The following is a 24,266-nucleotide window of genomic DNA, read 5'->3' on the forward strand; positions in this document are numbered from 1 at the left end:
ATCGCCCTGCTCACGGCGCCGCGCAGTCAGTATTGCTTGACCACAGCGCGCGGTGCCGTCCGCCAGGTTCTGCTCCCGTCGTCCTGCTGACGGGGCGGCTCGAGGAGCAAGACGGCCAGCCCGCCGAGCAGCACCGGGCGCACCCAGTCGCCCAGTTCGATCACCTCGCCGGAGCGGGGCAGACGGTGCATGCTGTCGCGGGCGACGTCGATGGGCGCCATGGCGAACACCGTGTCCACCGTGGCCTGGTCGGGCAGTTTGCGGATGCCGGGCAACGTGATGAACAGCCCGTCGTTGCCGGACAGGTGCAGCCCGACCGCCGCGAGCGCGCCGGTGATGCCCTCGCGGGTACCTCCGTGTCCGGACAGATGCACCCCGAGCGCCGCGGCGAGTTCGCGGGCTTCGCTGGGATGCAACACTTCTCGCTTGGCGCGACGCCCGAATTCAATCAGTCGTGGCGCGGCACCGGCGAGTTCACCCGGAACGACGACGGCCAGCCCGGGGTCCGCATCGGGAGGGCACACCCGTTCCAGGAACTGCCCGGCGAGTTCGATGATTCCGGTTCGCACCGCGTGTGGATCGCCGCCGGGGCTCCGCCAGGCCAGGCACGCGCTCGAGTTATGGGACGTATACGGGATCCGATCGTCGACGAGCAGCTGATGACGCGTGGCGCCGGCGGGGGAGCCGAGGCTCGCCGCTTGCAGCTCGTGGAGCAGGGCCCGGGCCCGCCGACCCGTGCCGGGCGTGTAGGGGTTGTCGGTGTCGTCGATGCCGATCAGCAGGTCCACATCGGCCAGCGCGGTGCGGCCCGTCACGGATTGACCACCAGGTCGGTGACATCGCGAATCCACTGGTCACGGCCGAGTTTTGGGCCCGTGAGCTTGAGGGTGTTGCGTTTGGTGAAGCCGAGAATGGTCTGATCGTCGAGCTCGGCCGCCGTCAGGGTCTGGGCCGGGTCGCGGCCTTCCACCCGCACGCTGACGACGCCGGTCGCGCCCGCGGCATTGAGGATCGAACGCACGCTGGGTCCCTTCTGGACCTGTGCGCCGTGCGATTGCGGCGTGGCGACCTCCACCTGAGGGAGCTGCTGAAGCCGCGAGACGGTAAATCGTTGCAGCACTTGGTGGTTCTCGTGCACGACGAGTTGCAGCTCGGTCTCCGACCCGCCACACGCCACCAGCCCGGCGCTCACGACCAGGACCGCAATCACCCGAGCCAGACGCGTATTGCTACGCATTTACGGATCCTTTCCTGTGAATACGCCGAGAATGAGGATAAGCGTAGGTCCTGGCGATCTATCATTCCCGCATGACCGTGATGCAGCGACCGGCGGCCGGGCACCTTGCCGTCCGGGAGGCGGCGTTCCCGCTGCTGGCGGTCGGCATTATCGTCGCCTCCACCGACATCCGGATTCCGCTGGGGCTGCCGGGACACCGTGGGTTGATCTGGCTCACCATGCTGGTGGCGGTCGCGCTGGTGACGGCGCGGCGCGAGACGGTGCTCGCGGTCGGTGCGGCGTCATCGATCGCGGCGTTGCCGATGCACGGGTTGAGCGATCCGTTGTGGAGCAGTCGCTATCTGGCCGCCGCCGTGTTGCTGTGCGCCGTGGCATCCCTACCCGTCGTACGGGTCCGCCGGTGGTTGCTCGCGCTGGCGGCCGCACCCATTCACCTTGTGGCGCTTGCCAGTTCGGCCATTTCGTGGCACTCCGGAGCCAAAATCTCGGCGTGGGCATCGAACGGGATGCTCGAGCGGGCGGGTTGGCATCTGGTTTTCGGGATTGTGGCCGGCCTGCTCGCCTGGGTGGTGGCACTTGGTCTGGGTCGCCCGCCGTCGGTGCGGGCCGGCGCATTTTTGGACGGAAACCGATGCAAGGAGCGGCCGCTGTGACGCTGCGAGTTATTCCCGAGGGCCTGGCCGCGACGAGCGCGGCGGTCGACGCGATCACCGCTCAACTGGCGGCCGCGCATGCGGCCGCGGCCCCGGTGGTCTCGGTGGTGGCCCCGCCGGCGGCCGACCCGGTATCGCTGGCGGCCGCCGCCGTGTTCAGTGAACGGGGCAGCCAGCATTCGGCCGCGGCGGCCAAGGGTGTTGAAGTCTTGGGGCGGGCCGGGCTGGGGGTGAGCCTGGCCGGCGTCAACTACGTCGCCGGTGATGCGGCGGCCGCGTCGACCTATCTGGGCGCAGGCTGACGATGACCGCGCCGGTGTGGATGGCCCTTGCGCCGGAAGTGCACTCGACGCTCCTGAGCAGCGGCCCGGGACCGGGTCCGCTGCTGGCGGCCGCGGCAACCTGGACCTCGTTGAGCACCCAATACGATTCGGCGGCAACCGAATTGACGGCCGTGTTGACTGGATCCGTGCCGGTCTGGGACGGCCCTACCGCCGACAGGTACGTGGCCGCGCACATGCCATATCTGGCGTGGCTACAGCTGGCCGGCGCGTTGAGCGCCGAGGCCGCCGCCCAACATCAGGGGGTGGCCACCGCGTACACCGCCGCGCTGGCCGCGATGCCGACGCTGCCGGAACTCGCCGCCAATCATGCGACGCACGCGGCCTTGGTGGCGACGAATTTCTTTGGGATGAACACGATTCCGATCGCGGTCAACGAGGCCGACTACGCGCGGATGTGGACCCAGGCGGCCACCACGATGACCACCTACCAGGCGACCACCGAAGCCGTGCAGATGAGCAGCGTCGCCGGGTCGGGCACGGGGACCGGTACCGGCTCGGGTTCCGGCACCGGATCGGGCACGGGCACCGGCACGGGTTCCGGCACCGGAACGGGAACGGGCAGTGGAACGGGCACGGGTACCGGCACCGGCGCGGGAAGCGGTACCGGCGGGGGAACCGGCGCGGGCGGCGGCGGCGGGACGGGTTCGTTTCAACTGCCCACCCCCGAAGAGATCTGGGAAATGCTGTTCGGGCCCGACGGTGAACAGATTCCCGGTCAGGGACAAGGCAACTGGAGCCCTTCGGAGTATTTGGAGAATCTGTCGAACTTCTTCAGCGGCAACCTGCAGGCCCTCGAGTATCTGCTGAATCCGCAGAACTGGACACTGTCGGGGATCGAATATTTCATCGTGTGGCAGCTCTACCGGATCGTCAACTGGACGATCCGCACGTTGCGATTTTTGATCCAGGAATTGCCGCTGCTCATTACGATCGGTATGAGCCTGGCGGTCACCAGCCTGGGCTCGGTGGCGGGTCTGGCCGGACTGGCAGGGTTGGCCGGACTGGCGCAGCCGTCCGCCGTCGATGCCACGCCGCAGCCCGCCGCGGTGGGTGTGCAACCGCCGGTGGTGTCGGCCGCCCCGGCGATGGCTCCGATGGCCCCGACCAGCCCGGTAGCACCGGAAACATCGGTCGCGTCGACCCCCGTACCCGTAGCCTCCGCGATCGCTCCGCCGGCGACCCCGCCCGTACCCCCGGCCCCGGTGACCGGAGCCGAGGGCTTCGGCTACATGGTGGGCAGCGTCGGGCTCGGCATGGAATCGACGGCGCAAACTCGGGCCAGAAGCCCGCTCGCCGCCGGGCAGACCGCAGCATCGGCGGCCGGCGTTGCGGCGGCCGAGCAGGAGCAGGGGCGTTCCCGCCGGCGTCCACGATCGATCGTCGACCCCGGATACCGCTACGAATTCATCGAGGCTGACGAGGAAGCGGTCGCGGTCGCGTCGGCAGCGCCGGATCGGTATCGGCCCTCGGATTCCGGCGACTTGGTACAGGGCTTCACCGGAACGCTACCCAGACCGGACGTGCGCGCGGGGGGCCTGAACACGTTGGCCGGCAACGAATCCGGCGACGGCGCCCGCATACCGATGCTGCCGGAGAGCTGGGAAGGCCCGTAGGCCGCGCGCTCCGTGGTGCGGTCAGCCGAGGTGTGCGGACAGCAACCAGGCGCCCACGGACTTGCGGCCGTTCTCCTCGTCGCGGATGTCGGCGCCGGCGAAGGCCTCAAAGCCCGCCAGGAAACTCTCGGGCACGTTGGCGTGGATGCGGGCCGGCCGGATGTCGTCGATCACCCAGTACTTCGAGACCGCCTCGCGCAACTCGGGCTCGGTGACCGCATTGACGGGGCCCTCGGCCGGCAGCGCGGCGCGGTCGAAGACGAGCACGAAGTACGAGGCGCCGGGCGCCGCCGCCCGCACGATCGACTGCTGGTAGCCGTCGCGCAATTCGACGGGCATCGAGTGGAACAGGGTGCTGTCGACGATGGTTCCGAAGCGGCCGTCGTAGCCGGTGAAGTCGCTGATATCGGCGACGGCGAAGGTGGCACTGGTAAGTCCCCGCCGGGCGGCCTTCTCGGTTGCCAGCGCGATGGCGGTGGGTGACTGGTCCAGCCCCACCGTGGTGAAGCCACGCTCGGCGAGATACAGCGACACCGCCGCCTCGCCGCAGCCGGCATCGAGCACGTCGCCGTGGAACTTGCCGTCCTCGATGAGGGCCGCGATTTCTGGCTGCGGCTCACCGATGCTCCACGGCGGCCGGTTGCCCTCGCCCATCTCGGGAGCCTCGCCCCGGTAGGCGGATTCGAACATCTCGTGAGTCGGTTGCGTCATGACCTCGTTTATATCAACGACCCTGATATATGTCAACGGTGCTGATATAGAGGGCGACGGTTACCGGCTCGCCGGATGGCAGTCGGTTGCCGACGAATTGGCGCGCTGAACCCCGGCCCGGTTGCTCCTACGTGAGGGTCGCGGTCAGGTAGCCGGACGCTTCGCCGAACGAGGCCAGCTCGTCCGTGGGCACCGCGAACCCCTGGGCGGCGAAAGCCTGCTCGGTCGTGCGGATATCGATCCGCCAGCCGCGTGCGGCCAGGTATTCGCCGGCAGGATTGCGGTCGCCGGTGTAGAACAACTCGGCCAGATTGATGTTGGAGCCGATGCGCTGGGACCGCTCGGTCAACTTCTGTGCCCAGTCCGAGGGGATGTCGCGCAGGTCCATGTGCTCGGTAGCGATCCGGCTGCCCGGCGCCGAAGCGGCGGCGATGTTGTCGAACAACCGGTCTTGCGCCTCGGGTGGCAGGTAAACCAGGAGCCCCTCGGCGCTCCACGCGGTCGGCTTGCCGGCGTCGAACCCGGCCGCCGCCAGGGCCGAAGGCCAGTCGTCACGCAGGTCGATCGACACGGCGCGGCGCTGCGCGGTGGGTGTGGCGCCCAGGTCGGCCAGAGTGCGTGTCTTGAATTCGATCACCTCGGGCTGGTCGATCTCGTACACGACCGTGCCCGCCGGCCAGGGCAGCCGGTAGGCCCTGGTGTCCAGGCCGGACGCCAAAATGACGGCCTGCTGGATACCCGACTCGGTCGCCCGCACGAAGAAGTCATCGAAGAACCGGGTGCGTACCGTGATCTGCTCCCGCACGGCCTGGCGGTTCAGCAGCGGATCGTCGCTGCGGTCAAGCTGGTTGTCGAGCAGCTTGATGAAGACGTCGCTGCCCACCGCGCGGACCAGCGGATCGGCCCAGGGGTCGTTCAGCAGGGCGTCCGGGCCTTGTGACGCGATGGCCCGCTGTGCGGCGACCGCCGTTGCGGTGGCCCCCACGCTGGACGCCAGATCCCATGTGTCGTTCTCGGTGCGGGCCACGCCCGTCTCCTCTCCGCGCCCTGCGCGCATTTAGTTAGCGTATTTAAGCGATTCCTCAACTGTACTCCTCGGTGCCGGAGCCACCGGTTCCCCGCGCGGCCGCGCGGGCGAGCCCGGGGAATGCGGAGGGTTGGCGTGGGTGTTCGCTGTAGGTATGGCTGACGAAATCGAATTGAGCCCGCGTGGGTGGGTGCGCGATCAGACCGAACAGATTTTGAGTCAGGGCACGACCGATGGAGTCGAGGTCTTCGATCGTCCGATTGTTCTGCTGACCGTCACCGGGGCGAAGTCCGGCAAGCAGCGCTATGTCCCGTTGATGCGGGTCGAGAAAGATGGCCGCTACGTCATTGTCGCGTCGCACGGCGGCGCCCCGGAGCATCCGGTTTGGTATTTCAACCTGAAGGCGAATCCGGCGGTGACGCTGCAAGACGGGGACAAGGTTGTCGCGCTGACGGCTCGCGAGCTCGAGGGAACCGAACGCGAGGAGTGGTGGCAGCGGGCCGTGGAGGCGTTTCCTCCCTACGCGGAATATAAGACGAGGACGGCGCGACAGATCCCCGTTTTCGTCCTGGAATAGCCGCTTTCGGTTTCATGGGCGGGCCACCTTCGATGAATACCGATAAAATTTGCATTCGATATGCACTCGGCTCGTCCGATTGACCACTTGCGCACTGCCCCCTACCTTCTAACGCATAGGCCAGGCAACTCCCGCCGAACAATGACGTTCAGGTAGTTGTAATCGCCTGCGCTGCACGGCGTTACGTATTTTCGGCCTGCCCGTGACCGGGTGGATATCGAAAAGCCCACCGCCGATGACCAATTCACGGGAGGGCCAGTGCAACCCATCACACAGCGAGAGCCGCAGGGCATGGAGGACGACGCTCCGTCTCGACGCGACCGGGTGCGTGAGATCCTGCAATACGATCTGCCGGCCTCGTTGGTGGTCTTCTTGGTGGCGCTGCCGTTGTCGCTCGGGATCGCGATCGCCTCGGACGCACCGGTTCTCGCCGGCCTGATTGCCGCGATAGTCGGGGGAGTCGTCGCTGGATGGATCGGCGGGTCGCCGTTACAGGTCAGTGGCCCGGCGGCCGGGCTGACGGTGGTCGTCGCCGAACTGGTCTCCCAGTTTGGCTGGGCGATCACCTGTTTCATCACCGTGATCGCCGGGATCCTGCAAGTACTGTTGGGGCTCAGCCGAATTGCCCGCGCCGCCCTGGCGATATCGCCCGTGGTGGTGCACGCGATGCTGGCCGGCATCGGCATCACGATCGCGCTGCAACAGGTGCATGTGCTGCTGGGCGGTGCCTCGAAGAGCTCGGCTTGGAGCAATGTCACCGGACTGCCCGCCCAGATCATGGGTGCGCATCGGCCGGGGCTCGTCCTGGGTCTCCTCGTGATCGCCATTTTGGTTGCCTGGCGCTGGGTTCCGGCCCGGGTGGCCAGGATCCCCGGCCCACTGGTCGCGATCGTGGCGGTAACCGTCCTTTCAGTGATCCTCCCGTTCAACGTATCCCGCATCGTGCTGGATGGTTCGGTGCTCGATGCGCTGCGGCTGCCCTCGCTGCCGCACGGGAATTGGGGAGCTGTCGCCATCGCGGTGATCACCGTCACCTTGATCACGAGCGTGCAGAGCCTGCTGACGGCGGTATCGATCGATCGCATGCATACCGGGGCGCGAACCGACTTCAACCGCGAGCTGATCGGGCAGGGCGCGGCGAATATCGCGTCGGGCGCCATTGGCGGGCTGCCCATCGCGGGCGTCATTGTGCGCAGCGCCGCCAACGTGAATGCCGGCGCCAAGTCGCGTGCGTCGACGATCATGCACGGCGTGTGGATACTGCTGTTCGCCGTACCGTTCGCGGGACTCGTCGAAAAGATCCCCACCGCCGCGCTCGCCGGCCTACTCATCGTCATCGGCATCGAGCTGCTGAAGCCCGCGCACATCGAAACCGCGTCGCGCAACGGCGATCTCGCCGTCTATCTGGTGACCGTGGTGTGCGTCGTCTTCCTCAACCTGCTGCACGGCGTCATGATCGGCCTGGCGCTGGCCGTCGCCGTGACCGGATGGCGGGTGGTGCGAGCCAGGATCGAGGCCGAGCCCGTCGGCGACGGGTGGCACGTCGTCGTCGAGGGCGCGTGCACCTTCCTGGCGCTGCCCCGGCTGACCGGAGTCCTGGCCTCGGTGCCCGAACGCACTTCGGTCACCATCCACCTGCTGACGAATTATCTCGATCACGCGGCGCACCAGGCGATCAGCGACTGGCAACGCCGGCACTGCGCTACTGGCGGGCAGGTCCATGTTCGCGACACGGTCGAACCGCGTGACAACGACTCCCTGGCGACCAGCGGCCTCATGGAATCCGTTGGCCCCGCCGGGAAATCATCGAAGACCAACCGTCGTAACGTGCATCTGAGGCTGGTCGAGGAGTTGTCCGCGGCGGGAGCCAAGTAACCGCCCGGCGCGACTAGTTCAGGTCGGCGGCTACCTGCTCCAAGGCAGCGAGGTGTTCGTCGACATTGGCAAAACCGGCCTTCATGGTGTTCACCGAAAGATGGCTGGCGCCGGCGGCTTTCCAGGCGGCGATGGTGGCGTTGAGCTTGTCGCGGTCGTCGATCCAGCTGACCCGGCCTTCCATGCCGAGGCTCTTCGGGTCGCGACCGGCCGATTCGGCCGCGCGATTCACTTGTTCGAGGGCGTGGTCGAGGCCGGGGCCGGGCTCGAGCATGGGAAACCAGCCGTCGCCGAGGCGACCGGCGCGTTCGTACGCGCGATCGGAGGCCGCGCCGAACCACACCGGTATCGGGCGCTGGGTGGGCAGCGGGGCCAGGCCGGCCGCGGTCACCGTGTGGTACTTGCCGTCGTAGGTGACCGATCGTTCGGTCCACAGCTTGCGCATCACGTCGACCTGCTCCTCGGAGCGTCTGCCGCGGTTGGTGAACGACTCCCCGAGCGCCTCGTACTCAACGGCGTTCCAGCCCAATCCAATTCCGAATCTGAAACGGCCCCCGGTGAGCAGATCGACCTCGGCGGCCTGCTTGGCCGCCAACACCGTTTGGCGTTGCGGCAAGATGATCACCCCGGTGACGAGTTCCAGTGCGGTGACCGCGGCCAGGTAGCCGAACATGACGAACGGCTCATGAAAGGTCGAGTCGATGTCGTAGGGCCCCTGGAAGCCGCGATGCGCCGTCGGGTCGGCGCCGACGACGTGGTCGTAGGCGAGGATGTGAGTGAAACCCAATTCCTCGACGCGCTGACCGTAGGTGCGTAGGACGGCGGGGTCCGAGCCGAGCTCGGTTTGCGGGAAGACGACTCCGATGCGCATTGGGTGTGCAACCACGCCGCATCAGGTTTACTTCCCGGGCAACCAAAGACGTGGCGCACCCGCCGGCGGCAGATGTTGTGAGGCGGTGTCGTCTTCTTGCCTCTGGCGCAAGTGGTCGCTCCAAGCGACGGTACTGGTGTGGTACCCGGGGGAATGGCCGACACCGCCGCGCGTATTCACCACGATGGCTGGCGGGGTATTCCGCTGCCGTACAGAGGCGAGAATCTGCCTCAAGCATGATGTAGGCGTGACGGCTAAGACGGTCAGCGGGGTGCTGCGCGTCGGCGAGATGGAGCCGACCTTCGAACAAGAGTTGGCTGCGCGCTACGCGATTCCGAAGCTTCCCGACGGACCCGCGCGAACGGAGTTCCTGACCGACCACGGCGCCGGTGTGCGCGTGCTGGTGACATCGGGATCACCCGGCGTGGACGCGGCCACCATTGAAGCGATGCCCAACCTGGAGGCCATCGTCAACAACGGGGCCGGGGTGGATCTGATCGACCTGGCTGCGGCGCGGCGCCGCGGTATCGGCGTGAGCAACACTCCCGACGTGCTGTCGGACACGGTCGCCGATACGGCAGTGGGCCTGGTCCTGATGACACTGCGCCGTTTCGGTGCCGCCGATCGCTATGTGCGCGCCGGTCGATGGGTACGCGACGGCGCGTTTCCCTACGCCACAGATGTCAGCGGCCTACAGGTAGGCATCCTGGGACTGGGCCGGATCGGTTCGGCCATTGCGACCCGGCTGCTCGGATTCGACTGCGCCATCGCCTATCACAACCGCCGCCGCATCGAGGGATCGCCATTCCGGTATGCGGGGTCGCCTATGGAGCTCGCCGAGTCGGTCGATGTCCTGGTCATCGCCACCACGGGCGACCGCAACACGCACAAGCTGGTCGACCGCGCGGTGCTGCAGGCCTTGGGCCCCGAGGGTTACCTGATCAACATCGCGAGGGGCAGCGTCGTCGACCAGGACGCGCTGGTGGAATTGCTGGCCGCCGGGGAACTGGCGGGCGCGGGTCTGGACGTCTTCGCCGAAGAACCACAGGTGCCGGCCGAATTGCTTGACCTTGACAGCGTGGTGCTTCTCCCGCACATCGGCAGCGCCACCGCCCGGACCCGGCGGGCGATGGCGCTGCTGGCGATCCGCAACCTCGACAGCTACCTCGACACCGGCGAATTGGTCACACCCGTCCTGCCGCCGCGCCGTTAGCGCGTGCTGGACCGCGGCTCGACGCCGTGACCTGGCGATTCGGGACGGCTATCCATCTGTGGCCCAAGCGATATTCGCCGGAGGTTATTGCTCCAACCGCATCTGGGTATGCGGCTTTCATGACTTCACTACTGCCGGAGACCGCCGCGCCGGTGCGGCTGACGCTTGCCGGCGCAGCCCGCCCCGATACGGCGGCGGAGTGGCGCCGGGCGCTGCAACGGTGGTTGCAGCAAGAGGTGAGCGCGCCGGAAGAAATTCGTGAGGACGTCCTCTTGGGCGTCAACGAAGCGCTGGCGAATTGCGTTGAGCACGCTTACCGCTCGCACCGCGAGGTCGGCGCCATGAAACTTCAGGCCAGCTACGACCCCGACGCCGAGTCGATCCGGGTCTGCGTCAGCGACCGCGGCAGCTGGCGCAAGCCTTCGTCCAGGCACTCCAGCGACCCCCACGCGTCGCGCGGCATCATGTTGATGCACGGCCTGGCCGACCACTGCACCATCCATGCCCGGCCCAACGGCACCAGCGTCTACCTGGATTACGTGACCGACGCGGCGGCCGCCGGTCACCACCAGCGTAGGGGCCTCGGTACCGCCGGAAAATCAGGCGCCTGATCGCGCCGACGGCGTGAACGTGACCGGCATCTTTTCCAGACCGCTGACAAAGTTCGCCGGCCGCAGCGGCAGCGGCTCGCCGGACGCCAGTCGCATGTCCGGCAGGCGTTTGACCAGCCGCTCGAGCATCATCGACAACTCCAAGCGCGCCAGCTGATTGCCCAGACAGAAGTGGGTTCCGAACCCGAAGGCCAGATGGTTGTTGGGGTATCGGTCGATGCGGAAGTTCTCCGGATCACCGAACACCGCCTCATCGAAGTTGGCCGATTCGAACAGCAGGATGATCTTCTCGCCCTGCTTGAGCTGTGCGCCGTGGAAGTCCAAATCGGCGGTCATGGTGCGGGCCATATTTTTGACCGGGGCGGTCCAGCGCAGCATCTCCTCGATCGCGTTGGGGAGCAGCGCCACGTCGTTGACCAGCTGCTGATGCTGTTGCGGGTGCCGCAGTATCTGCGCGGTACCCCCGGACAGCGTGTGGCGGGTGGTCTCGTCGCCGCCGATCAGGAGTAACAACACTTCGGTGACGATCTCGTGGTCGGCCAGCCGTTCGCCGTCCACCTCCGCGTGCACCAACACACTGACCAGGTCGTCGGTGGGATCCGCCTTGCGCGCCGCGATCATGCCCGTCATGTATTCGGTGTACGCGGCGAAGGCATCCACCGAGACCTGGAAGTCCTCCTCCGCGGTCGTGCTGCTGAGCAAGGTCACCATGTCGTCGGACCAGCGAAGGAACATCTGGCGCTCCTCCGGAAGCACCCCGAGCATGTCACCGATCACCGCCATGGGAAGCGGCGCGGCGAGGTCCCAGACGAAGTCGCACTCGCCCCGTTCGCAGACGTTGTCGATCAGCGCATCACACAGCGCGCCGATCGAGTGCTCCCTGTCCTTGACGCGTTTGCGGGTGAAGCCCGCGTTGACCAGCTTGCGTCGCAGCAGGTGCGTGGGGTCATCCATCGCGATCATCATCGGGGGCGCGTCCTGGTCCGGCCGGATACCGCCGGCGTTGGAGAACAACTCCGGCGCGCGCTCGGCGTCGATCACCGCCTGGTAGCTCGCCGCGGCCGCCAGGCCATTGCGGTCCCGAAAGACCGGTTCGTTTTCGCGCATCCATTGATAGACCGGCCGCGAATCGCCCGCGTAGAAGGCCCCGTCGGTCAGGTCAATGTCGGGCCGCAGCTGGTTGCGCGTATCGATAGTGCTTGGCACGGTCCACCCTTCTCCCGCCTGCGCTGACTTACCGTGGACCTTACAGTAGGAACTGTGGTATTCCCTACGAAGGTTTCGGCACGGTCGGTGCCTGGGTCGCCGGTCGGCGGGCGCGTCAACGCCCGAATACGTCAAGCGATGCAACGCATCTCAGATGCCCGCGATCAGTTCCAGATCCTTCAGGGCCGCCTCGAGGTGGCCGAGCATCCGCTGCAGGTGAGGCACGCTGCGGCGGCATCCGACCAGGCCGAAGTCGAGGTTGTCGGCGTTGTTGGTGACGGTGATGTTGACCGCCTGGCCGTCGAGGGGGATCGACAGCGGATAGTTTCCGTCCAATCGTGCTCCGCGCCAATACAATTGGTCGGAATTACCGGTCGATACGTTCGAAATGACGATGTTGAACGGCGGTGAGGCCGCGGACAGGTAGCCAGGAATCAGGCCGAAGAACAATCCGCCGATGTTGAAGGCGGACAGGGCCAGCTGCTGAACCGGAGGTAGCTGCCAGAACACCTCTTTGGTCTCGCGGATGGACCCGCTGATCGTCTCCAGCCGCTTCGCCGGGTCGTCAAGGTCGGTTGCGAGGTTGCACAGGAAGGTCCCGACGTTGTTCCCGCCGCGGTCGTCGTCGTCCTTACGCAGATTCACCGGGACCATGGCGGTCAGGGGCGCGTCCGGAAGGGCGTTCTGATCGAGGAGGTAGGCGCGTAATGCCCCGGCGGACATGGCGAGGACGACGTCGTTGATCGTCGTACCGGTGGCCGACTTGACCGCCTTGATGCGCTCCAGCGAGTAGGACTGGGCCGCTACCCGGCGGGCGCCGCCGATCCGCACATTGAACATCGAGCGCGGCGCTCGGAACGGCAGGGTCAGTTGTTGTTCGAGCAGCGCCGCGCGCGCGAGCTTGAGCGTGGACGGCGCCAAGGCGAGGGCCGACCCCGCGGTGCGGCCGACCCGGTCGAAGAGGGACGACCGGTGCCGTCGCCCGCTGCGCTTACGCGGCCCCAGGCTCCACGGCACCCGCACCTCGTCGTCGTGCGGATCGGAGGTGAAGGCGCGCTGCACCAGGCGTAGCGCCGAGACGCCGTCCATGAGGGAGTGGTGATACTTCGTGTAAACCGCATACCGCCCGTCCTGCAGGCCTTCGACGAGATGGGCCTCCCACATCGGGCGGTGCCGGTCGAGCAGGCTCCCGTGCAGTCGGGACGCCAACTCGAGCAGGTCCCGGACCCGTCCAGGCTCGGGCAGTGCGGACCGGCGCAGGTGATAGTCCAGCTCGACTTCCTTATCGAAGGACCACGCGACATTGGTGAGGCCGCCGAAGAAGGCCGGGTGCTTACGGAAGGACGGCTGGATGTCCGTTTGCTCGAGCATCGCGTGATACGCCTCGCGCACGAAGTGGGGGCCGGCGTCCTCCGGCGGCTCGAAGAGTTGCAGCGAGCCCACGTGCATCGGATGTTCGCGTGACTCGCCGATGAGGAACAACGCGTCCGTCGGTGATATCGGTTCCATAGTCGTTCCCATTCCCTCGCTGTGCCGTCCGTCCAGCACATGCCCCTTTCGTATTAGCCGCGCAGAGCGATTGCTAATCGCGAATCAGCGTTCGGGGCTCCTGGTCGGTCGGAGCGCAGGGCCGCGCATCGGGCTGCCGTGTTTGCCGCCCCGTCGATCTATCGCGTCAAACCTTATGGAACGCAACCAGTTTCCGATGCCAAGCGCCGCGTGCGCCGCGGCCCGCGCGTCACTTTGCCTCGGGAGTCGGCTAGCGCCCGGTGGTTTGGAAGATGACCCGGCGGGCGATCTGGACCGCGTGGTCGGCGAAGCGTTCGTAGAAGCGGCCCAGCAGGGTGGCGTCCACGGCGGCGGCAACCCCCTGCGTCCCTGCGGGGTCCATCAGCATCGCCAGCAGCCGGTGGTGCAGCTCGTCCATCACGTCGTCGTCGTGGCGAATCTGGGCCGCGCCCCGCGGGTCTTGCGACACCAACACCTGCCGCGCCCCGAGGGCCAGCGCCTCGGCCGCCTCACCCATCGCGGCGACGTAGGGCCGCACCTCGGCGGACACGGCCGGATGCGGGTGACGGCGGCGGCCGATCTCGGCGATGTGCACGGCCAGCTCGACCATCCGCCGCGCATCCGCGGCTATCCGGAGGGCGCTGACGACCGCGCGCAGGTCGGTGGCCACCGGCGCCTGCAACGCCAACAACGCGAACGCGGTCTCCTCGACGTGCGCGTCGAGGGCGACGACGCTGCCGTGGCGGGCGATCACGAATTCGGCCGTCGTCAGGTCCGTTTCCAGCAGCGCCTCGCTCGCCTGTGAAATCGCGTCGGCGGCCATCGCGCACATGTCCGCGAGCTGGTCGGTCAGCGTGTCCAGCTGCTGGTGGAATCCGGTCCTCATCTTCATCGGATAACCCGCTACCGCGAAATAAACGTCGCCCGCTAGCGGATGTCCTCCGCGAGCGCGCGAGCCTCACGCTCCGTTTCGACGGCGGGCCCGGAGCCGGGCAACGGCTTGCCGGCGACTTCGGGGGTGAACAGCAACGTGATGGCTCCCACCACGCCGGCGAAGATCAGCATGTAGGCCGGCACCATCACGTTGCCGGTGGCCGATACCAGCGCCTGGGCGATCAGCGGGGTGATGCCGCCGACGAGGGAAATCGAGATGTTGTACGAAATCGCCAGAGCGCCGTAGCGCACGTTGGTGGGAAACAGGGCCGGCAGCATGGCAGGCCCGGTGCTGTCGAAGCAGAGTTCCATCAGGCCGATCAGCAGCACGCCGATGAAGATCACCGGGTACACGCCGCCGAAGCGGATCAGCAGGAACGCCGGGACCGAGGCCGCGATCAACAGCCCGCAGCCCGTCCACATGATGGGCTTGACGCCGATGCGGTCGGACAAGCTTGCGACGAGCACCACGGTGGCCATCAGGATCGCCAGCGTCGACACGATCATGACCAGTCCGGCGGTGTGCCCGACGCGTACGAAGAGTCTGAGGTAGGTCGGCAGGTATCCGGTGAGCATGAAGTCGGCGACCTGGGAGGTCAGCACCAGCGCCGCGCAGATCAGCATCGGGCGCCACTGGGCCCCGACCATGCGCAGGATTTGCCGTGGTCCCTGGCCGCCGCCCGACGCGGGCGCATCATCGTTCGCGCTCTGGTAGGCGGAAGACTCCTTGAGCCGAAGCCGTAGGTACAGCGCCACCAGGCCGAAGGGCAGGCCCAGCAACAGCGGGATGCGCCAGCCGTAGGCCAGCATGTCGTCGTCCGGCAGCCAGGTCTGCAGACCGGTCACGAGCAACCCGGCGAGGACGAATCCGACCAGGTTGCCCATCGGCAGGAAGCCGACCATCATCCCGCGTTTGTGGTCGGGGGCCTGCTCGACGAGATAGGTCATCGCGCCGACGTACTCGCCGCCGGTCGACAGGCCCTGAAAGATTCGTGCGATGACGAGCAGGATCGGCGCCCAGATGCCGATCGTGCTGTAGGTAGGCAACAGGCCGGTCATGGTGGTGCTGACCGTCATCATGAGGATGGTGACCACGAGCACCCGGTGACGCCCGATGCGGTCGCCCAACGGGCCGAAGATGAATCCGCCGAGCGGGCGCACGACGAACGCCGCCGCCAGCGTGCCGAACGTGGCGATGAGGTGGACGCCGCTGACGCTCTTGCCGGGGTAAAACACCTGGGCGATCGTGGTGGCGATATAGCCGTAGACCCCGAAGTCGTACCACTCCATGAAGTTGCCGATGGCGGTACCCATAATGGTCTGCCGCATTGCCGGATCGGCGACCCTGATGTCCTTACGGGCCCACTTCCTCCGGCGGCGTCGAATACCCATCGAATGATGGCTTACCCGAAACATTCCCGGCACGAACCGGCGGGGTCGGGGAAGCAGCCCAGTTTCCGGGTTACCCAAAGACCGCCGCGCTGATCCCCCCGGGCCGCGGAGGACGTGATCGGTTCCGGAAACGCCAGCTAGGCGGGTGTCGCCGACCGCCGGCACCGGCGTCGCGACCGTCCCGAAGCCGAAATGGGTTATTCGCGTCACGTCCGCTCGTTCGCGGCGTGATTTATTGGCCTTTCAGGCTCCCGATGCGCAGCGAGAAGTCGGCGGCTTTGGGCGGCGCCGAGTCCTCGAACTGCTCGACGTAGCCCCGGGGGTCACGATCGGTGATCGGCAGCCCCTCGGTGGTCGGGTGCTCGGCCATGAACTCGCTGTATTGCCGCCCGAGCGCCTCGCGGAGCCCGATGGGGGCGTTGCGGCGAAAGTCCGACAGCCCTTCGCGCTCCTCCTCGCCCATGTGATCGTCGTTGGCCTCCCGGGTGCGTCCGACGGCGGCCCACCACTGTTCGCTGCCCAGCGCGGCGGCGTTGGCGTCGCGCACACCGTCGCGAATGTCGTTGTGATCGCCGATCGCGTCGAGGGTCTCGCCCTCGGCGTCGTCACCGCCGCGTTTCAGCAACTGCGGGTAGAAGATCTTTTCTTCGATGTAGGCGTGCACGTCGAGCTTGTCGGCGAGCGGACCCCACACTCGCTCGAGCGCCGCCCGGTCGTCGGGGCGCTGGGCCTGCAGATCGTCCAGGCGCGCGAACTGTTCGCGGAACCACTCGTGGTCGGCCAGGATCAACCTGGTGATGTCTGCCATCGGAGAGCTCCGCCTCTCTGCATCCCGGTCAGCTGGGGCTTACCCCGGTTTACCAGCTGAGGTAACAACCCGACGCGGGATCCGTCAACCGGGTTCGCTTCCTGGAGGCCGTCCTTTGTCCGACTTATCCTGCGCCGCACCGGATTCACCAATTTGACGTGCGCGTAAGCACTCTGGTGGCCGGTTGCTGCCGGCAGCACCGCCGGGGCCGCCCGCGTCGGCGCCGCGGCCCTGAACAGGAACTCGCCGGGTGGGCGCGGTTATCCGGGCGGATACACTGGGTCGGTCAGTCCGGCGATCAGCTTCGATCGCACCCGCTAAACCAATATGAATCAGTCAGAGGTTGTGCCTTGTCCGAAAAACCCGGCGATGCCGTCAGCTTGGAACCGCATTTCGAGGACGTACAAGCGCACTACGACCTGTCCGACGAATTCTTTGCGCTCTTCCTCGACCCGACGCGGACCTACAGCTGCGCCTACTTCGAGCGCGACGACATGACGCTGGAAGAGGCGCAGTATGCCAAGGTCGACCTCTCGCTGGGCAAGCTCGGCCTGCAGCCGGGCATGACGTTGCTCGACATCGGGTGCGGGTGGGGCACCACGATCGTCCGCGGCCTGGAGAACTACGACGTCAACGTCGTCGGCCTCACGCTGAGCCGCAATCAGCAGGCACACGTGCAGCGCCGCCTGGACAGCCACCCTTCACAGCGGTCCAAGCGGGTGCTGCTGCAGGGCTGGGAGCAGTTCGACGAGAAGGTCGACCGGATCGTGTCCATCGGCGCCTTCGAGCACTTCGGGCGCGACCGGTACGACGAATTCTTCAAAAAGGCCTACGAGGCGTTGCCGGCCGACGGCGTCATGATGCTGCACACCATCATCAAGCCCAGTGACGAGGAATTCGCGGAGCGCGGCTTGCCCATCACCATGACCAAGCTGCGCTTCATGAAATTCATCATGGACGAGATCTTCCCGGGCGGAGACCTGCCGCAGGCCAAGGGTGTCGTGCAGCACGCCGAGCGTGCCGGCTTCGGGGTGAAGTTGATCCAGCCGCTGCGCCTGCACTACGCCCGCACCCTCGACACCTGGTCGGCCGCGCTCGAGGCGCACCGGGACGAGGCCATCGCGATTCAGTCCGAAGAGGTCTACGACCGGTACATGAAGTACCTGACCGGATGCGCGGACCTGTTCCGCGAGGGCTACACCGACGTCGCGCAGTTCACCCTGACCAAGGGCTGACGCACTAGCCGCACCGACCGATCAAACGGGTTGCGCGACAAGGGCCTTGGTCCGAAGGTCGTCGCTGACGTCGTCGAGCGCCAGTCCGCCGGGTTCGCGGACCAGGACGGTCGTGGCGATCCCTGCGGCATAGCAGCAGAAGCCCAACAATGTCACCGCTCGTAACCCGGCCCCGCTGAGCAGGAGCGGCACGAAAAGAGCACCCAGGAAGGCCCCGACCTTCGCGATGGCGGACGAAAGCCCGTGGAACGTACTGCGAACGGCCGTGGGGTACGACTCCGCGGCAAGAAGCATCGTGGTGTAGTTGGGGCCGAAGGCGACGCCGAATAACGACATGCCGAACACGATCGCGAACGGCACTACCGAGGCGCTGATGATGGGGAAAGCCGTTATCAACAACATCGCCACCGCGCAGATACCGAAACCGAGCGCCTGCAGCACACGTCGGGGCATGCGGTCGAGCACGAGCAGGCCGGCGATCGCTCCGCCGAGGCCGAAACAAATGACCAATACCGCGTTGAGTGCGATGTTGGACACCACGCTGCCGTGGGGTGCGATGTGCTTGATGAGCAAGGGCTGGCTGACGTAGCTGCCGTAGACGGCGACGTTGAAGAAGAACCAGCTCCCGGCGGTGCCCAACAGGACGGTGAGGACTTTCCGATTGGACAGTCCGATCTTGGCGGCTGGGGTCGCGGCGACGGTGGGCGAGGCGAAGGTCGCGCGTGATTGAGCAAACGCCGCAAAGTCTTTCAGCGCCTGCTGTTCGTCGCCGCGCTCCGCGGTCCAGCGGGGTGACTCCGGCATGTGACGACGCTGATACAGCACCAGCAGGGATGGGATCACGCCGATCCCGAGTATCAGCCGCCAGGCGATGTGATCCGGAACGCCGACGGCCAGGACCAGGAGGCTGACGAGATAGGCGACGACCTGACCGAATACGTAGAAGATGAACGTCAGGCCGACCAGTTGACCGCGGTTTCGCCGGTTGGCGTATTCGGCCATGATGACGCCGCTGGCGGGATAGTCGCCCCCGATACCGATTCCGAGTATCAGCCGCGCGATGAGTAGGACGGTGAAGTTGGGAGCGAACGCGGAGAGCAACGCCCCGATGATCATCAGGACCGCTTCGAATCCGTAGACCCGTCGTCGGCCGAGCATGTCGCCGAGACGCCCGAACGCGATGGCGCCCAACGCGACTGCCAACAGAGTCGAGCTCGTCAGCATCGAAATCTGCCCGCCGGTGAGATGGAATTGCGGAGTGGCCAGCAGGGTGACCGTGCCGATGACGTTGAGATCGTAGGAGTCCGTGAAGAATCCGGCGCCGGCGGTCGCCGCCGCCTTGAAGTGGAATATGTCGAGCTTTGCGTCATCGATCGACCTGACGACTCCGACATGTGCCGATCCGGCGGGCCCAGCGTCATGCCGGCTCTCCAAACTTGTCATGATAAGTACGGTCCACCACGCAACGAAGGCAAGTCAACGGCGTACCGTTCTTTACGGTGAAGTTCAATATCCGTTAACCACACGGGTATTCAGGGGAACAGGGCCTAGATGCGGTGCCGATGGCATGTATAGTCAAGTCCATGGCAATGGCGCTGCACGAAATGATCGCCGACAGCCTGCGGGAGCAAATCCGGGCGGGAGACCTGCCGGTGGGTTCCGAGTTGCCGTCGGAGTCCCAGCTCTGCGACCGGTGGAAGGCGTCACGCGGCCCCGTGCGCCAGGCGCTGGCCGCACTGCGCGCCGACGGGGTCATCGCCGGCGGTCGTGGGAAGCGGCCGGTCGTCCGCACGACTTCCATCGGCCAGCCGTTCGACACGCTGCTGTCCTACTCCGCCTGGGCCCACTCGATCGGGCGGACGCCCGGACAGCGCACGCTCGAATTGGCCCTGCGCCGAGCGGATCAACACGCCGCGTCGGTACTCCAGATCGACGAGGGAGCGCCGGTCGTGCAAATGCTGCGGCTGCGCTACCTCGACGGCGAGCCCGCGATGCTGGAACGCGCGACCTTCGTCGAGAACGTCGGTCGCCGCTTGTTCGACTTCGATTGCGACTCAGGGTCGTTGTGGGATTACCTGTTGTCGCAAGGGGTGCGATTCTCGACCGCTTCTCATGTCATCGACGCGATCGCGGCCGACCCCGTGGATGCGACGCATCTCTCTGCGGCGCAAGGTGATCCGCTGCTGAGGCAGCGGCGGATCACCCGAGGCGCCGACGGCGAGGTCATCGAATACCACGACGACCGCTATCTGCCGGCCATGGTCAGCTTCACCCTCGAGAACACGCTGGACGCCCGCTGCGCCCTCACCCGAAATGCCCGGCCCGGGTCGAAGGTCGACGCCCGATGACCGCCCGGCTCGAACTGGCCGTACTGGACATGGCCGGCACCACCATCGACGACGGTCAGCAGGTCTACCGCGTGCTGGCCGAAACGGCGACCGCTTACGGCGCGGCACCGTCACGGGCCGACATCACCCGCTGGCACGGGGCGGCCAAACACGAGGCCCTGCGGGCGCTGCTCACCACGCCCGGTGGTGAGCCCCCGAATGCGGACCGGCTGGACACAGTCGTCGCCGATTTCCGTGCCCGGCTGACGGCCGCCTACGCGATCTCTCCGCCGTGCCCGCTGCCCGGAGTTACCGACGCGATGGCCGCACTGCGTTCCGCCGGCATCCGGGTCGCGCTCACCACCGGTTTCGATCGCGACATCGTCGACTCGCTGATGTCCGCCTTGGGCTGGGAGGGCGACTCGGTGGTGGACGAGGTGGTCTGCGGCAGCGACGTGGCGGCTGGACGCCCGGCGCCCTTCATGATCTTCCGGGCGATGGAGAACCTCGGTGTCGCCGATGTGGCGCGCGTACTCGTCGCCGGAGATACCCCGCGGGATCTGCAAGCCGGCACCAACGCCGGTGCGGGGTTCGTCGTCGGTGTCCTGTCCGGAGCCGGGGAAGCGGTCGAACTCGGCAGACATCGGCACACCCATCTGGTCGCGTCGGTGGCCGACCTGCCCACGCTCCTCGAGCTGCGCAACGTGGCGGCCCGTCCAGCGTGACGCAGCCGACGCCCTTGCCCCACAAGGCCGCCGTCCGGATCGAGCACACCTGGGCGGCGGTGTGGCGGGGCGGCGCCGACATCGCGGTGGAGTCGGTGGCCGTGCCCCCGTTGGGGCCCGGTGATGCGTTGGTGCGAGTCAGGCTGGCCACGGTGTGCGGTAGCGACAGGCATACGGTGAGCGGACGGCGCCGACAGCCGTGCCCGTCGATCCTGGGCCACGAGACCGTCGGTGCGATCGTCGCGCTGGGCGCCGGTCAGCCACGGGCCGTGGACGGCCGGCCGTTGCGCGTCGGTCAACGCGTCATCTGGAGCGTGACGTGGCCGTGTGGGAGCTGCGACCGGTGTCGGGGCGGCGTCACGGCGAAGTGCCGGGTCGTGCGCAAGGCCGGTCACGAGGCGCTGAACTCCGACTGGGGCTTGTCCGGTGGCTATGCGCAGCACGTGCTGCTCCCGGGCGGCCTACCCGTTGCCGTAGTCGACGACGACCTCAGCGATTCGGTCGCCGCACCTGCGTCGTGTGCTACGGCGACGGTGATGGCCGTTCTTGAACGCGCGGGACACCTGGGCGGCCGCCGAGTCGTTGTGCTCGGCGCCGGCATGCTCGGGTTGACCGCGATCGCCGCCGCCGTGTGTGCGGACGCTCGCGCGGTGACCGCGGTCGACCCGGCCGCGGCCAGGCGGCAGCTGGCACGGCGATTCGGCGCTACCGCCGTGCGGGATTCGGTCCGCGGCGCAGACCCGAGCGACATATTGCTGGAGTTCTCCGGCGTACCGGATGTACTGGAAGACGGCCTGGCAGCCCTCGACGTCCAGGGGATCGCCGTCCTGGCCGGCTCCGTCGCACCGGGTGCGGCCGTGGCGGTCGACGCCGAGTCGGTGGTGCGCCGGCAACTGTCCATCCTCGGCGTACACAATTACGAACCGCGACACCTGGTGGCAGCACTGAGCTTTTTGCACCGAACGCGCGAGCGTTTCCCCTGGCACGAGCTGGTCGCCGACCCTAAATCGCTCGACGACCTCGGCGCCCTGCTGGCCGCCCCCGCCGGAGCGGTGCCGCGCTATTCGCTCGCCCCTTGACAACGGCAGGTCGCGATAGGTCCGGGTTTACCACCCCAGATCCGCGGGTAATTCCACGGCAACAACCTGATTCGGTGGGTGCCGGTGTCCTGCGGCGCAACGCCGCTGGAAGGACCAACCGTGAGCGCCAAACACCGCATGCCGGAGTCACCGGAGCAAAGCCCGCCGTCGACCGATCGCGGTCAGTGGCGCGGCCTGTCCGGTGCTGCGAAGGTATGTGACATCATCTCCGCTGCGCTGTTGTGCGCCGCCTGCCTGACGGCGTTGGTGCTCAACGGAGGCCAGCACGAGAAGCGCAGTGTCGCCGCCAGTCTCGAGCCGCCGGCTGTCTCGCAGCCGGTGAGTCAGGAAGGCACCGTGGTGTCCGTGTCGGCGGACTCGGTGACCATGCGCGGCGCGGATGGGCACATCCAGACCTACCGCTTCACCCCGGACACCACGGTCGTCACGCATGGCGCACGCCAACCCATCGTCGCCGCACCACATTTCACGGTCAATGACAAGGTCGTCGTGGTCGGGACGATCGAGGGCGGCACGGCGTTGGCCACCACGGTGGCCTACCGCGGTGCCGGGCACGGCGAGGCTCCGCCGATGGATTACCTTGACGGCCAAGCGGTTCCGGTCGGCGCTGCCTGAGGTTGGGCGTCGAGCCCGCGTTTCCCAGCCGCCCCTGTAGCCGCTCGCCGAGGGGATGCGAGCCCGGCCTAGTCTGGTAGCGATCCGGACACGGGAGGCGCCATGGGCGAGCACGAAGCAAAGATGATCATCTTGTCGACCGACGACCTGGATGAGTCGATCCGGTTTTACAGCGGAACCTTGGGCATGCCATTGAAGTTTCGGGATGGCGCCCACTTCGCGGCCCTCGATGCGGGGCCGGTCACGCTGGCGCTGGCGACGGCGGTCGACCACCCCATCCCCGGGCAGGTCGTGGTCGGCATCAAGACCGCGGACGTCGATGCGGCCGCCAAGGCCGTCGAGGCCAGCGGCGGGGGCATCGTGAAGGGCCCCTATGACGATGCCCATGAGCGACGCGCCGTGGTCTATGACAACAAGGGCAACGGCTTGGTGTTCTACAAGCCATTGGCCCGATAGCAGCGCAGGATTCCGGGAGTGCCGGTGCGCGTTTACTTTCCGTTGCGCTCGCGGTGTTTGCAGCCCGGCCAGCAGCAAGGCCGGCGCTTGCCCTCTTCCAGCTCCTCCTGGGTCCGGCGGATGCGGCGCTCCCGGGTCGCCGGCTGCTTGGCGTCCTCGACCCAGCAGATGAACTCGTTGCGGGCCAGCGGCGTGATGTCGCGCCAGGCGGCGAGCGCGGTCGCGTTGCCGATCAGCGACTCGCGCAGGTCGGCAGGCAATTTGTGCACGACACCGCCGGGCACGCGCTGGCCGCTCATCGGCTCACCAAATGCGCGCTGTCGTCGTGCAATTCGTCGCGACGCAACGTCATCGGGGTGAGAGCGGGGACATCACCGCCCGCGACCACGGCGCGGGTGATCGGGGTGAGCGCGCGGAACAGCGTCTCGACCTCGTCGTCGCTGAGCGCGTCGAGCGCGGACAGGGCCAGTGTGTCTGTTGTCAATTCGATGTGGTCCTTCAATTCCCGTCCGGCCGGGGTCAGTGTTCCGTCGTCGTTGAGCAGCCCCCGCTCGGCAAGCCGTTGTTCGTGCTGACGCCACGAGGCCTCGTCGTAGTCGCGGGTGCGGGCGATGTAGTCGCGAGACACGTTGCCCGCCGCGGCGTGCAAGACGTTGGATTCGCGGCCGGAGATGCCGGCCGCGGCCAGTACCGCCACGTGCGCGTCGCCGCGCTGCTCACGCAGCAGCGTCGTGGCGTGCCACAGCGCGGACGGTGGATCATCCGGCCAGGGCAGCGCCAGGTTCGCGGCGAACAGCGGACGCGCGTCGAGCGGAGCCTGGCGCGCCGCCCGGCCCGCCAGTTCGGCTGCGACGCGGATGTTTTCGTCTGACCCCAGGCCGTAGCGGCGCAGCGCCGCCACCGCGGACTCTTGCCGGGCTTGCAACGCGGCCTGCGGACCCGCGATCTCCCATGCCGCAGGCAGTGCCTTAGCGACCCGTTCGGGTGCGAAGTTATAGAAGATCGCGCTGACCACCTCGCGGGGCGCCGCGCCCAACGGTGCCGAGCGGGCCGCGAAATAGCCCATCCAAAAACCCCGGTAGCCCAGCGCGTCCAACGCCGCGCGCGCCTCCGGCGCGAAATAGGTCACCGCGTGCACCGGTTCGTAGCGATCGAAGAAGCGTCGGGCCAGGGCCGGTTGTCGTCGCATGCTGGCAGTTAACCACTGGTGCCGGCGACGACCAAGCAC

The 24,266-nt window shown here is 67.2% G+C and carries 26 protein-coding genes; 13 read left to right on the forward strand and 13 right to left on the reverse strand.

All coding sequences use genetic code 11. From position 1 onward, the window contains the following. Positions 1 to 26 precede the first annotated feature (26 nt). Together ACYQ8K_RS11090 and ACYQ8K_RS11095 are read right to left on the reverse strand one after the other, a co-directional pair. Positions 27 to 815 carry a hypothetical protein gene (locus tag ACYQ8K_RS11090; protein WP_459968805.1) on the reverse strand — a complete coding sequence of 263 codons (789 nt, stop codon included), beginning with the start codon at positions 813 to 815 and terminating at the stop codon, positions 27 to 29. Further along, positions 812 to 1,210: a hypothetical protein gene (locus ACYQ8K_RS11095; RefSeq protein WP_459968911.1), complete on the reverse strand. Its 399-nt coding sequence runs from the start codon at positions 1,208 to 1,210 to the stop codon at positions 812 to 814. The genes ACYQ8K_RS11090 and ACYQ8K_RS11095 overlap by 4 nt, the downstream gene beginning before the upstream one ends. 98 nt (positions 1,211 to 1,308) lie before the next feature. Between ACYQ8K_RS11095 and ACYQ8K_RS11100 the strand changes: the two genes are divergently transcribed. Genes ACYQ8K_RS11100 through ACYQ8K_RS11110 form a run of 3 tightly spaced genes read left to right on the forward strand, consistent with a single transcriptional unit; the run spans position 1,309 to position 3,847 of the window. After that, positions 1,309 to 1,890 carry a hypothetical protein gene (locus ACYQ8K_RS11100; protein ID WP_459968807.1) on the forward strand — a complete coding sequence of 194 codons (582 nt, stop codon included), beginning with the start codon at positions 1,309 to 1,311 and terminating at the stop codon, positions 1,888 to 1,890. Beyond that, positions 1,887 to 2,192, forward strand: a complete 306-nt coding sequence (locus tag ACYQ8K_RS11105) for a PE family protein (protein WP_459968808.1) — start codon at positions 1,887 to 1,889, stop codon at positions 2,190 to 2,192. Before ACYQ8K_RS11100 ends, ACYQ8K_RS11105 begins: the two co-directional genes overlap by 4 nt. A gap of 2 nt (positions 2,193 to 2,194) precedes the next feature. Continuing rightward, positions 2,195 to 3,847, forward strand: coding sequence for a PPE domain-containing protein (locus ACYQ8K_RS11110; protein WP_459968809.1), 1,653 nt, complete (start codon positions 2,195 to 2,197; stop codon positions 3,845 to 3,847). A gap of 21 nt (positions 3,848 to 3,868) precedes the next feature. Here ACYQ8K_RS11110 and ACYQ8K_RS11115 read toward each other — a convergent pair whose 3' ends face one another. Beyond that, entirely contained in the window at positions 3,869 to 4,558 is a 690-nt protein-coding gene (locus tag ACYQ8K_RS11115) for a class I SAM-dependent methyltransferase (RefSeq protein WP_459968811.1), read from the reverse strand. Positions 4,559 to 4,685: 127 nt separating this feature from the next. Then, positions 4,686 to 5,585 carry a class I SAM-dependent methyltransferase gene (locus tag ACYQ8K_RS11120; protein ID WP_459968913.1) on the reverse strand — a complete coding sequence of 300 codons (900 nt, stop codon included), beginning with the start codon at positions 5,583 to 5,585 and terminating at the stop codon, positions 4,686 to 4,688. Positions 5,586 to 5,739: 154 nt separating this feature from the next. Here ACYQ8K_RS11120 and ACYQ8K_RS11125 point away from each other — a divergent pair, with 154 nt between their 5' ends. Both ACYQ8K_RS11125 and ACYQ8K_RS11130 read left to right on the forward strand, forming a co-directional pair. Further along, a complete protein-coding gene (locus tag ACYQ8K_RS11125; RefSeq protein ID WP_459968813.1) occupies positions 5,740 to 6,162 on the forward strand; it encodes a nitroreductase family deazaflavin-dependent oxidoreductase in 423 nt (140 codons plus the stop codon). Positions 6,163 to 6,453: 291 nt separating this feature from the next. Further along, on the forward strand, positions 6,454 to 8,037 hold the full coding sequence (locus ACYQ8K_RS11130) for a SulP family inorganic anion transporter (protein ID WP_459968915.1): 1,584 nt from the start codon (positions 6,454 to 6,456) through the stop codon (positions 8,035 to 8,037). 13 nt (positions 8,038 to 8,050) lie between these two features. On the opposite strand, the gene ACYQ8K_RS11135 is transcribed toward ACYQ8K_RS11130, so the two are convergent. Further along, positions 8,051 to 8,908 (reverse strand): LLM class F420-dependent oxidoreductase, encoded by an 858-nt coding sequence (locus ACYQ8K_RS11135; protein ID WP_459968917.1) that lies wholly within the window; start codon positions 8,906 to 8,908, stop codon positions 8,051 to 8,053. A 289-nt stretch (positions 8,909 to 9,197) separates the two neighbouring features. Between ACYQ8K_RS11135 and ACYQ8K_RS11140 the strand changes: the two genes are divergently transcribed. Then, a complete protein-coding gene (locus ACYQ8K_RS11140) occupies positions 9,198 to 10,121 on the forward strand; it encodes a 2-hydroxyacid dehydrogenase (protein ID WP_459968919.1) in 924 nt (307 codons plus the stop codon). Positions 10,122 to 10,273: 152 nt separating this feature from the next. Continuing rightward, complete coding sequence (locus ACYQ8K_RS11145) at positions 10,274 to 10,732, forward strand: ATP-binding protein (RefSeq protein WP_459968921.1); 459 nt, start codon at positions 10,274 to 10,276, stop codon at positions 10,730 to 10,732. On the opposite strand, the gene ACYQ8K_RS11150 is transcribed toward ACYQ8K_RS11145, so the two are convergent. The 5 genes from ACYQ8K_RS11150 to ACYQ8K_RS11170 all read right to left on the reverse strand — a co-directional run bounded on the left by ACYQ8K_RS11150 (position 10,721) and on the right by ACYQ8K_RS11170 (position 16,580). Continuing rightward, positions 10,721 to 11,938 carry a cytochrome P450 gene (locus ACYQ8K_RS11150; protein ID WP_459968815.1) on the reverse strand — a complete coding sequence of 406 codons (1,218 nt, stop codon included), beginning with the start codon at positions 11,936 to 11,938 and terminating at the stop codon, positions 10,721 to 10,723. The genes ACYQ8K_RS11145 and ACYQ8K_RS11150 overlap by 12 nt on opposite strands. Positions 11,939 to 12,088: 150 nt before the next feature. Then, entirely contained in the window at positions 12,089 to 13,447 is a 1,359-nt protein-coding gene (locus ACYQ8K_RS11155) for a WS/DGAT/MGAT family O-acyltransferase (protein WP_459968816.1), read from the reverse strand. 250 nt (positions 13,448 to 13,697) lie between these two features. After that, positions 13,698 to 14,333 (reverse strand): phosphate signaling complex protein PhoU, encoded by a 636-nt coding sequence (gene phoU / locus ACYQ8K_RS11160; RefSeq protein ID WP_459968818.1) that lies wholly within the window; start codon positions 14,331 to 14,333, stop codon positions 13,698 to 13,700. 41 nt (positions 14,334 to 14,374) lie between these two features. Next, on the reverse strand, positions 14,375 to 15,709 hold the full coding sequence (locus tag ACYQ8K_RS11165) for an MFS transporter (protein ID WP_459968820.1): 1,335 nt from the start codon (positions 15,707 to 15,709) through the stop codon (positions 14,375 to 14,377). Positions 15,710 to 16,004: 295 nt separating this feature from the next. Continuing rightward, the gene (locus ACYQ8K_RS11170; RefSeq protein WP_459968822.1) at positions 16,005 to 16,580 is read right to left on the reverse strand and encodes a hemerythrin domain-containing protein; all 576 of its coding nucleotides are present in this window, start codon (positions 16,578 to 16,580) and stop codon (positions 16,005 to 16,007) included. 350 nt (positions 16,581 to 16,930) lie between these two features. Between ACYQ8K_RS11170 and ACYQ8K_RS11175 the strand changes: the two genes are divergently transcribed. Then, entirely contained in the window at positions 16,931 to 17,815 is an 885-nt protein-coding gene (locus ACYQ8K_RS11175) for a cyclopropane mycolic acid synthase family methyltransferase (RefSeq protein WP_459968824.1), read from the forward strand. A gap of 21 nt (positions 17,816 to 17,836) precedes the next feature. On the opposite strand, the gene ACYQ8K_RS11180 is transcribed toward ACYQ8K_RS11175, so the two are convergent. Next, complete coding sequence (locus ACYQ8K_RS11180) at positions 17,837 to 19,258, reverse strand: MFS transporter (protein WP_459968826.1); 1,422 nt, start codon at positions 19,256 to 19,258, stop codon at positions 17,837 to 17,839. Between the two features lie 140 nt (positions 19,259 to 19,398). Between ACYQ8K_RS11180 and ACYQ8K_RS11185 the strand changes: the two genes are divergently transcribed. From ACYQ8K_RS11185 to ACYQ8K_RS11205, 5 genes are all read left to right on the forward strand, one after another. After that, positions 19,399 to 20,163, forward strand: coding sequence for a GntR family transcriptional regulator (locus ACYQ8K_RS11185; RefSeq protein ID WP_459968827.1), 765 nt, complete (start codon positions 19,399 to 19,401; stop codon positions 20,161 to 20,163). Then, positions 20,160 to 20,867 carry a phosphonatase-like hydrolase gene (locus ACYQ8K_RS11190; protein ID WP_459968829.1) on the forward strand — a complete coding sequence of 236 codons (708 nt, stop codon included), beginning with the start codon at positions 20,160 to 20,162 and terminating at the stop codon, positions 20,865 to 20,867. Before ACYQ8K_RS11185 ends, ACYQ8K_RS11190 begins: the two co-directional genes overlap by 4 nt. Beyond that, complete coding sequence (locus ACYQ8K_RS11195) at positions 20,864 to 21,946, forward strand: zinc-binding dehydrogenase (RefSeq protein WP_459968831.1); 1,083 nt, start codon at positions 20,864 to 20,866, stop codon at positions 21,944 to 21,946. Before ACYQ8K_RS11190 ends, ACYQ8K_RS11195 begins: the two co-directional genes overlap by 4 nt. A gap of 120 nt (positions 21,947 to 22,066) precedes the next feature. Further along, positions 22,067 to 22,582, forward strand: a complete 516-nt coding sequence (locus tag ACYQ8K_RS11200; protein WP_459968833.1) for a hypothetical protein — start codon at positions 22,067 to 22,069, stop codon at positions 22,580 to 22,582. A gap of 102 nt (positions 22,583 to 22,684) precedes the next feature. Beyond that, the gene (locus ACYQ8K_RS11205; protein WP_459968835.1) at positions 22,685 to 23,038 is read left to right on the forward strand and encodes a VOC family protein; all 354 of its coding nucleotides are present in this window, start codon (positions 22,685 to 22,687) and stop codon (positions 23,036 to 23,038) included. A 32-nt stretch (positions 23,039 to 23,070) separates the two neighbouring features. Here the strand turns inward: ACYQ8K_RS11205 and ACYQ8K_RS11210 are convergent, their stop codons facing one another. Both ACYQ8K_RS11210 and ACYQ8K_RS11215 read right to left on the reverse strand, forming a co-directional pair. Further along, entirely contained in the window at positions 23,071 to 23,337 is a 267-nt protein-coding gene (locus ACYQ8K_RS11210) for a YdeI/OmpD-associated family protein (protein ID WP_459968836.1), read from the reverse strand. Further along, positions 23,334 to 24,227 carry an SCO6745 family protein gene (locus ACYQ8K_RS11215; RefSeq protein ID WP_459968838.1) on the reverse strand — a complete coding sequence of 298 codons (894 nt, stop codon included), beginning with the start codon at positions 24,225 to 24,227 and terminating at the stop codon, positions 23,334 to 23,336. The genes ACYQ8K_RS11210 and ACYQ8K_RS11215 overlap by 4 nt, the downstream gene beginning before the upstream one ends. Between the last annotated feature and the right edge of the window lie 39 nt (positions 24,228 to 24,266).

This window comes from Mycobacterium sp. MUNTM1 (assembly GCF_054660795.1).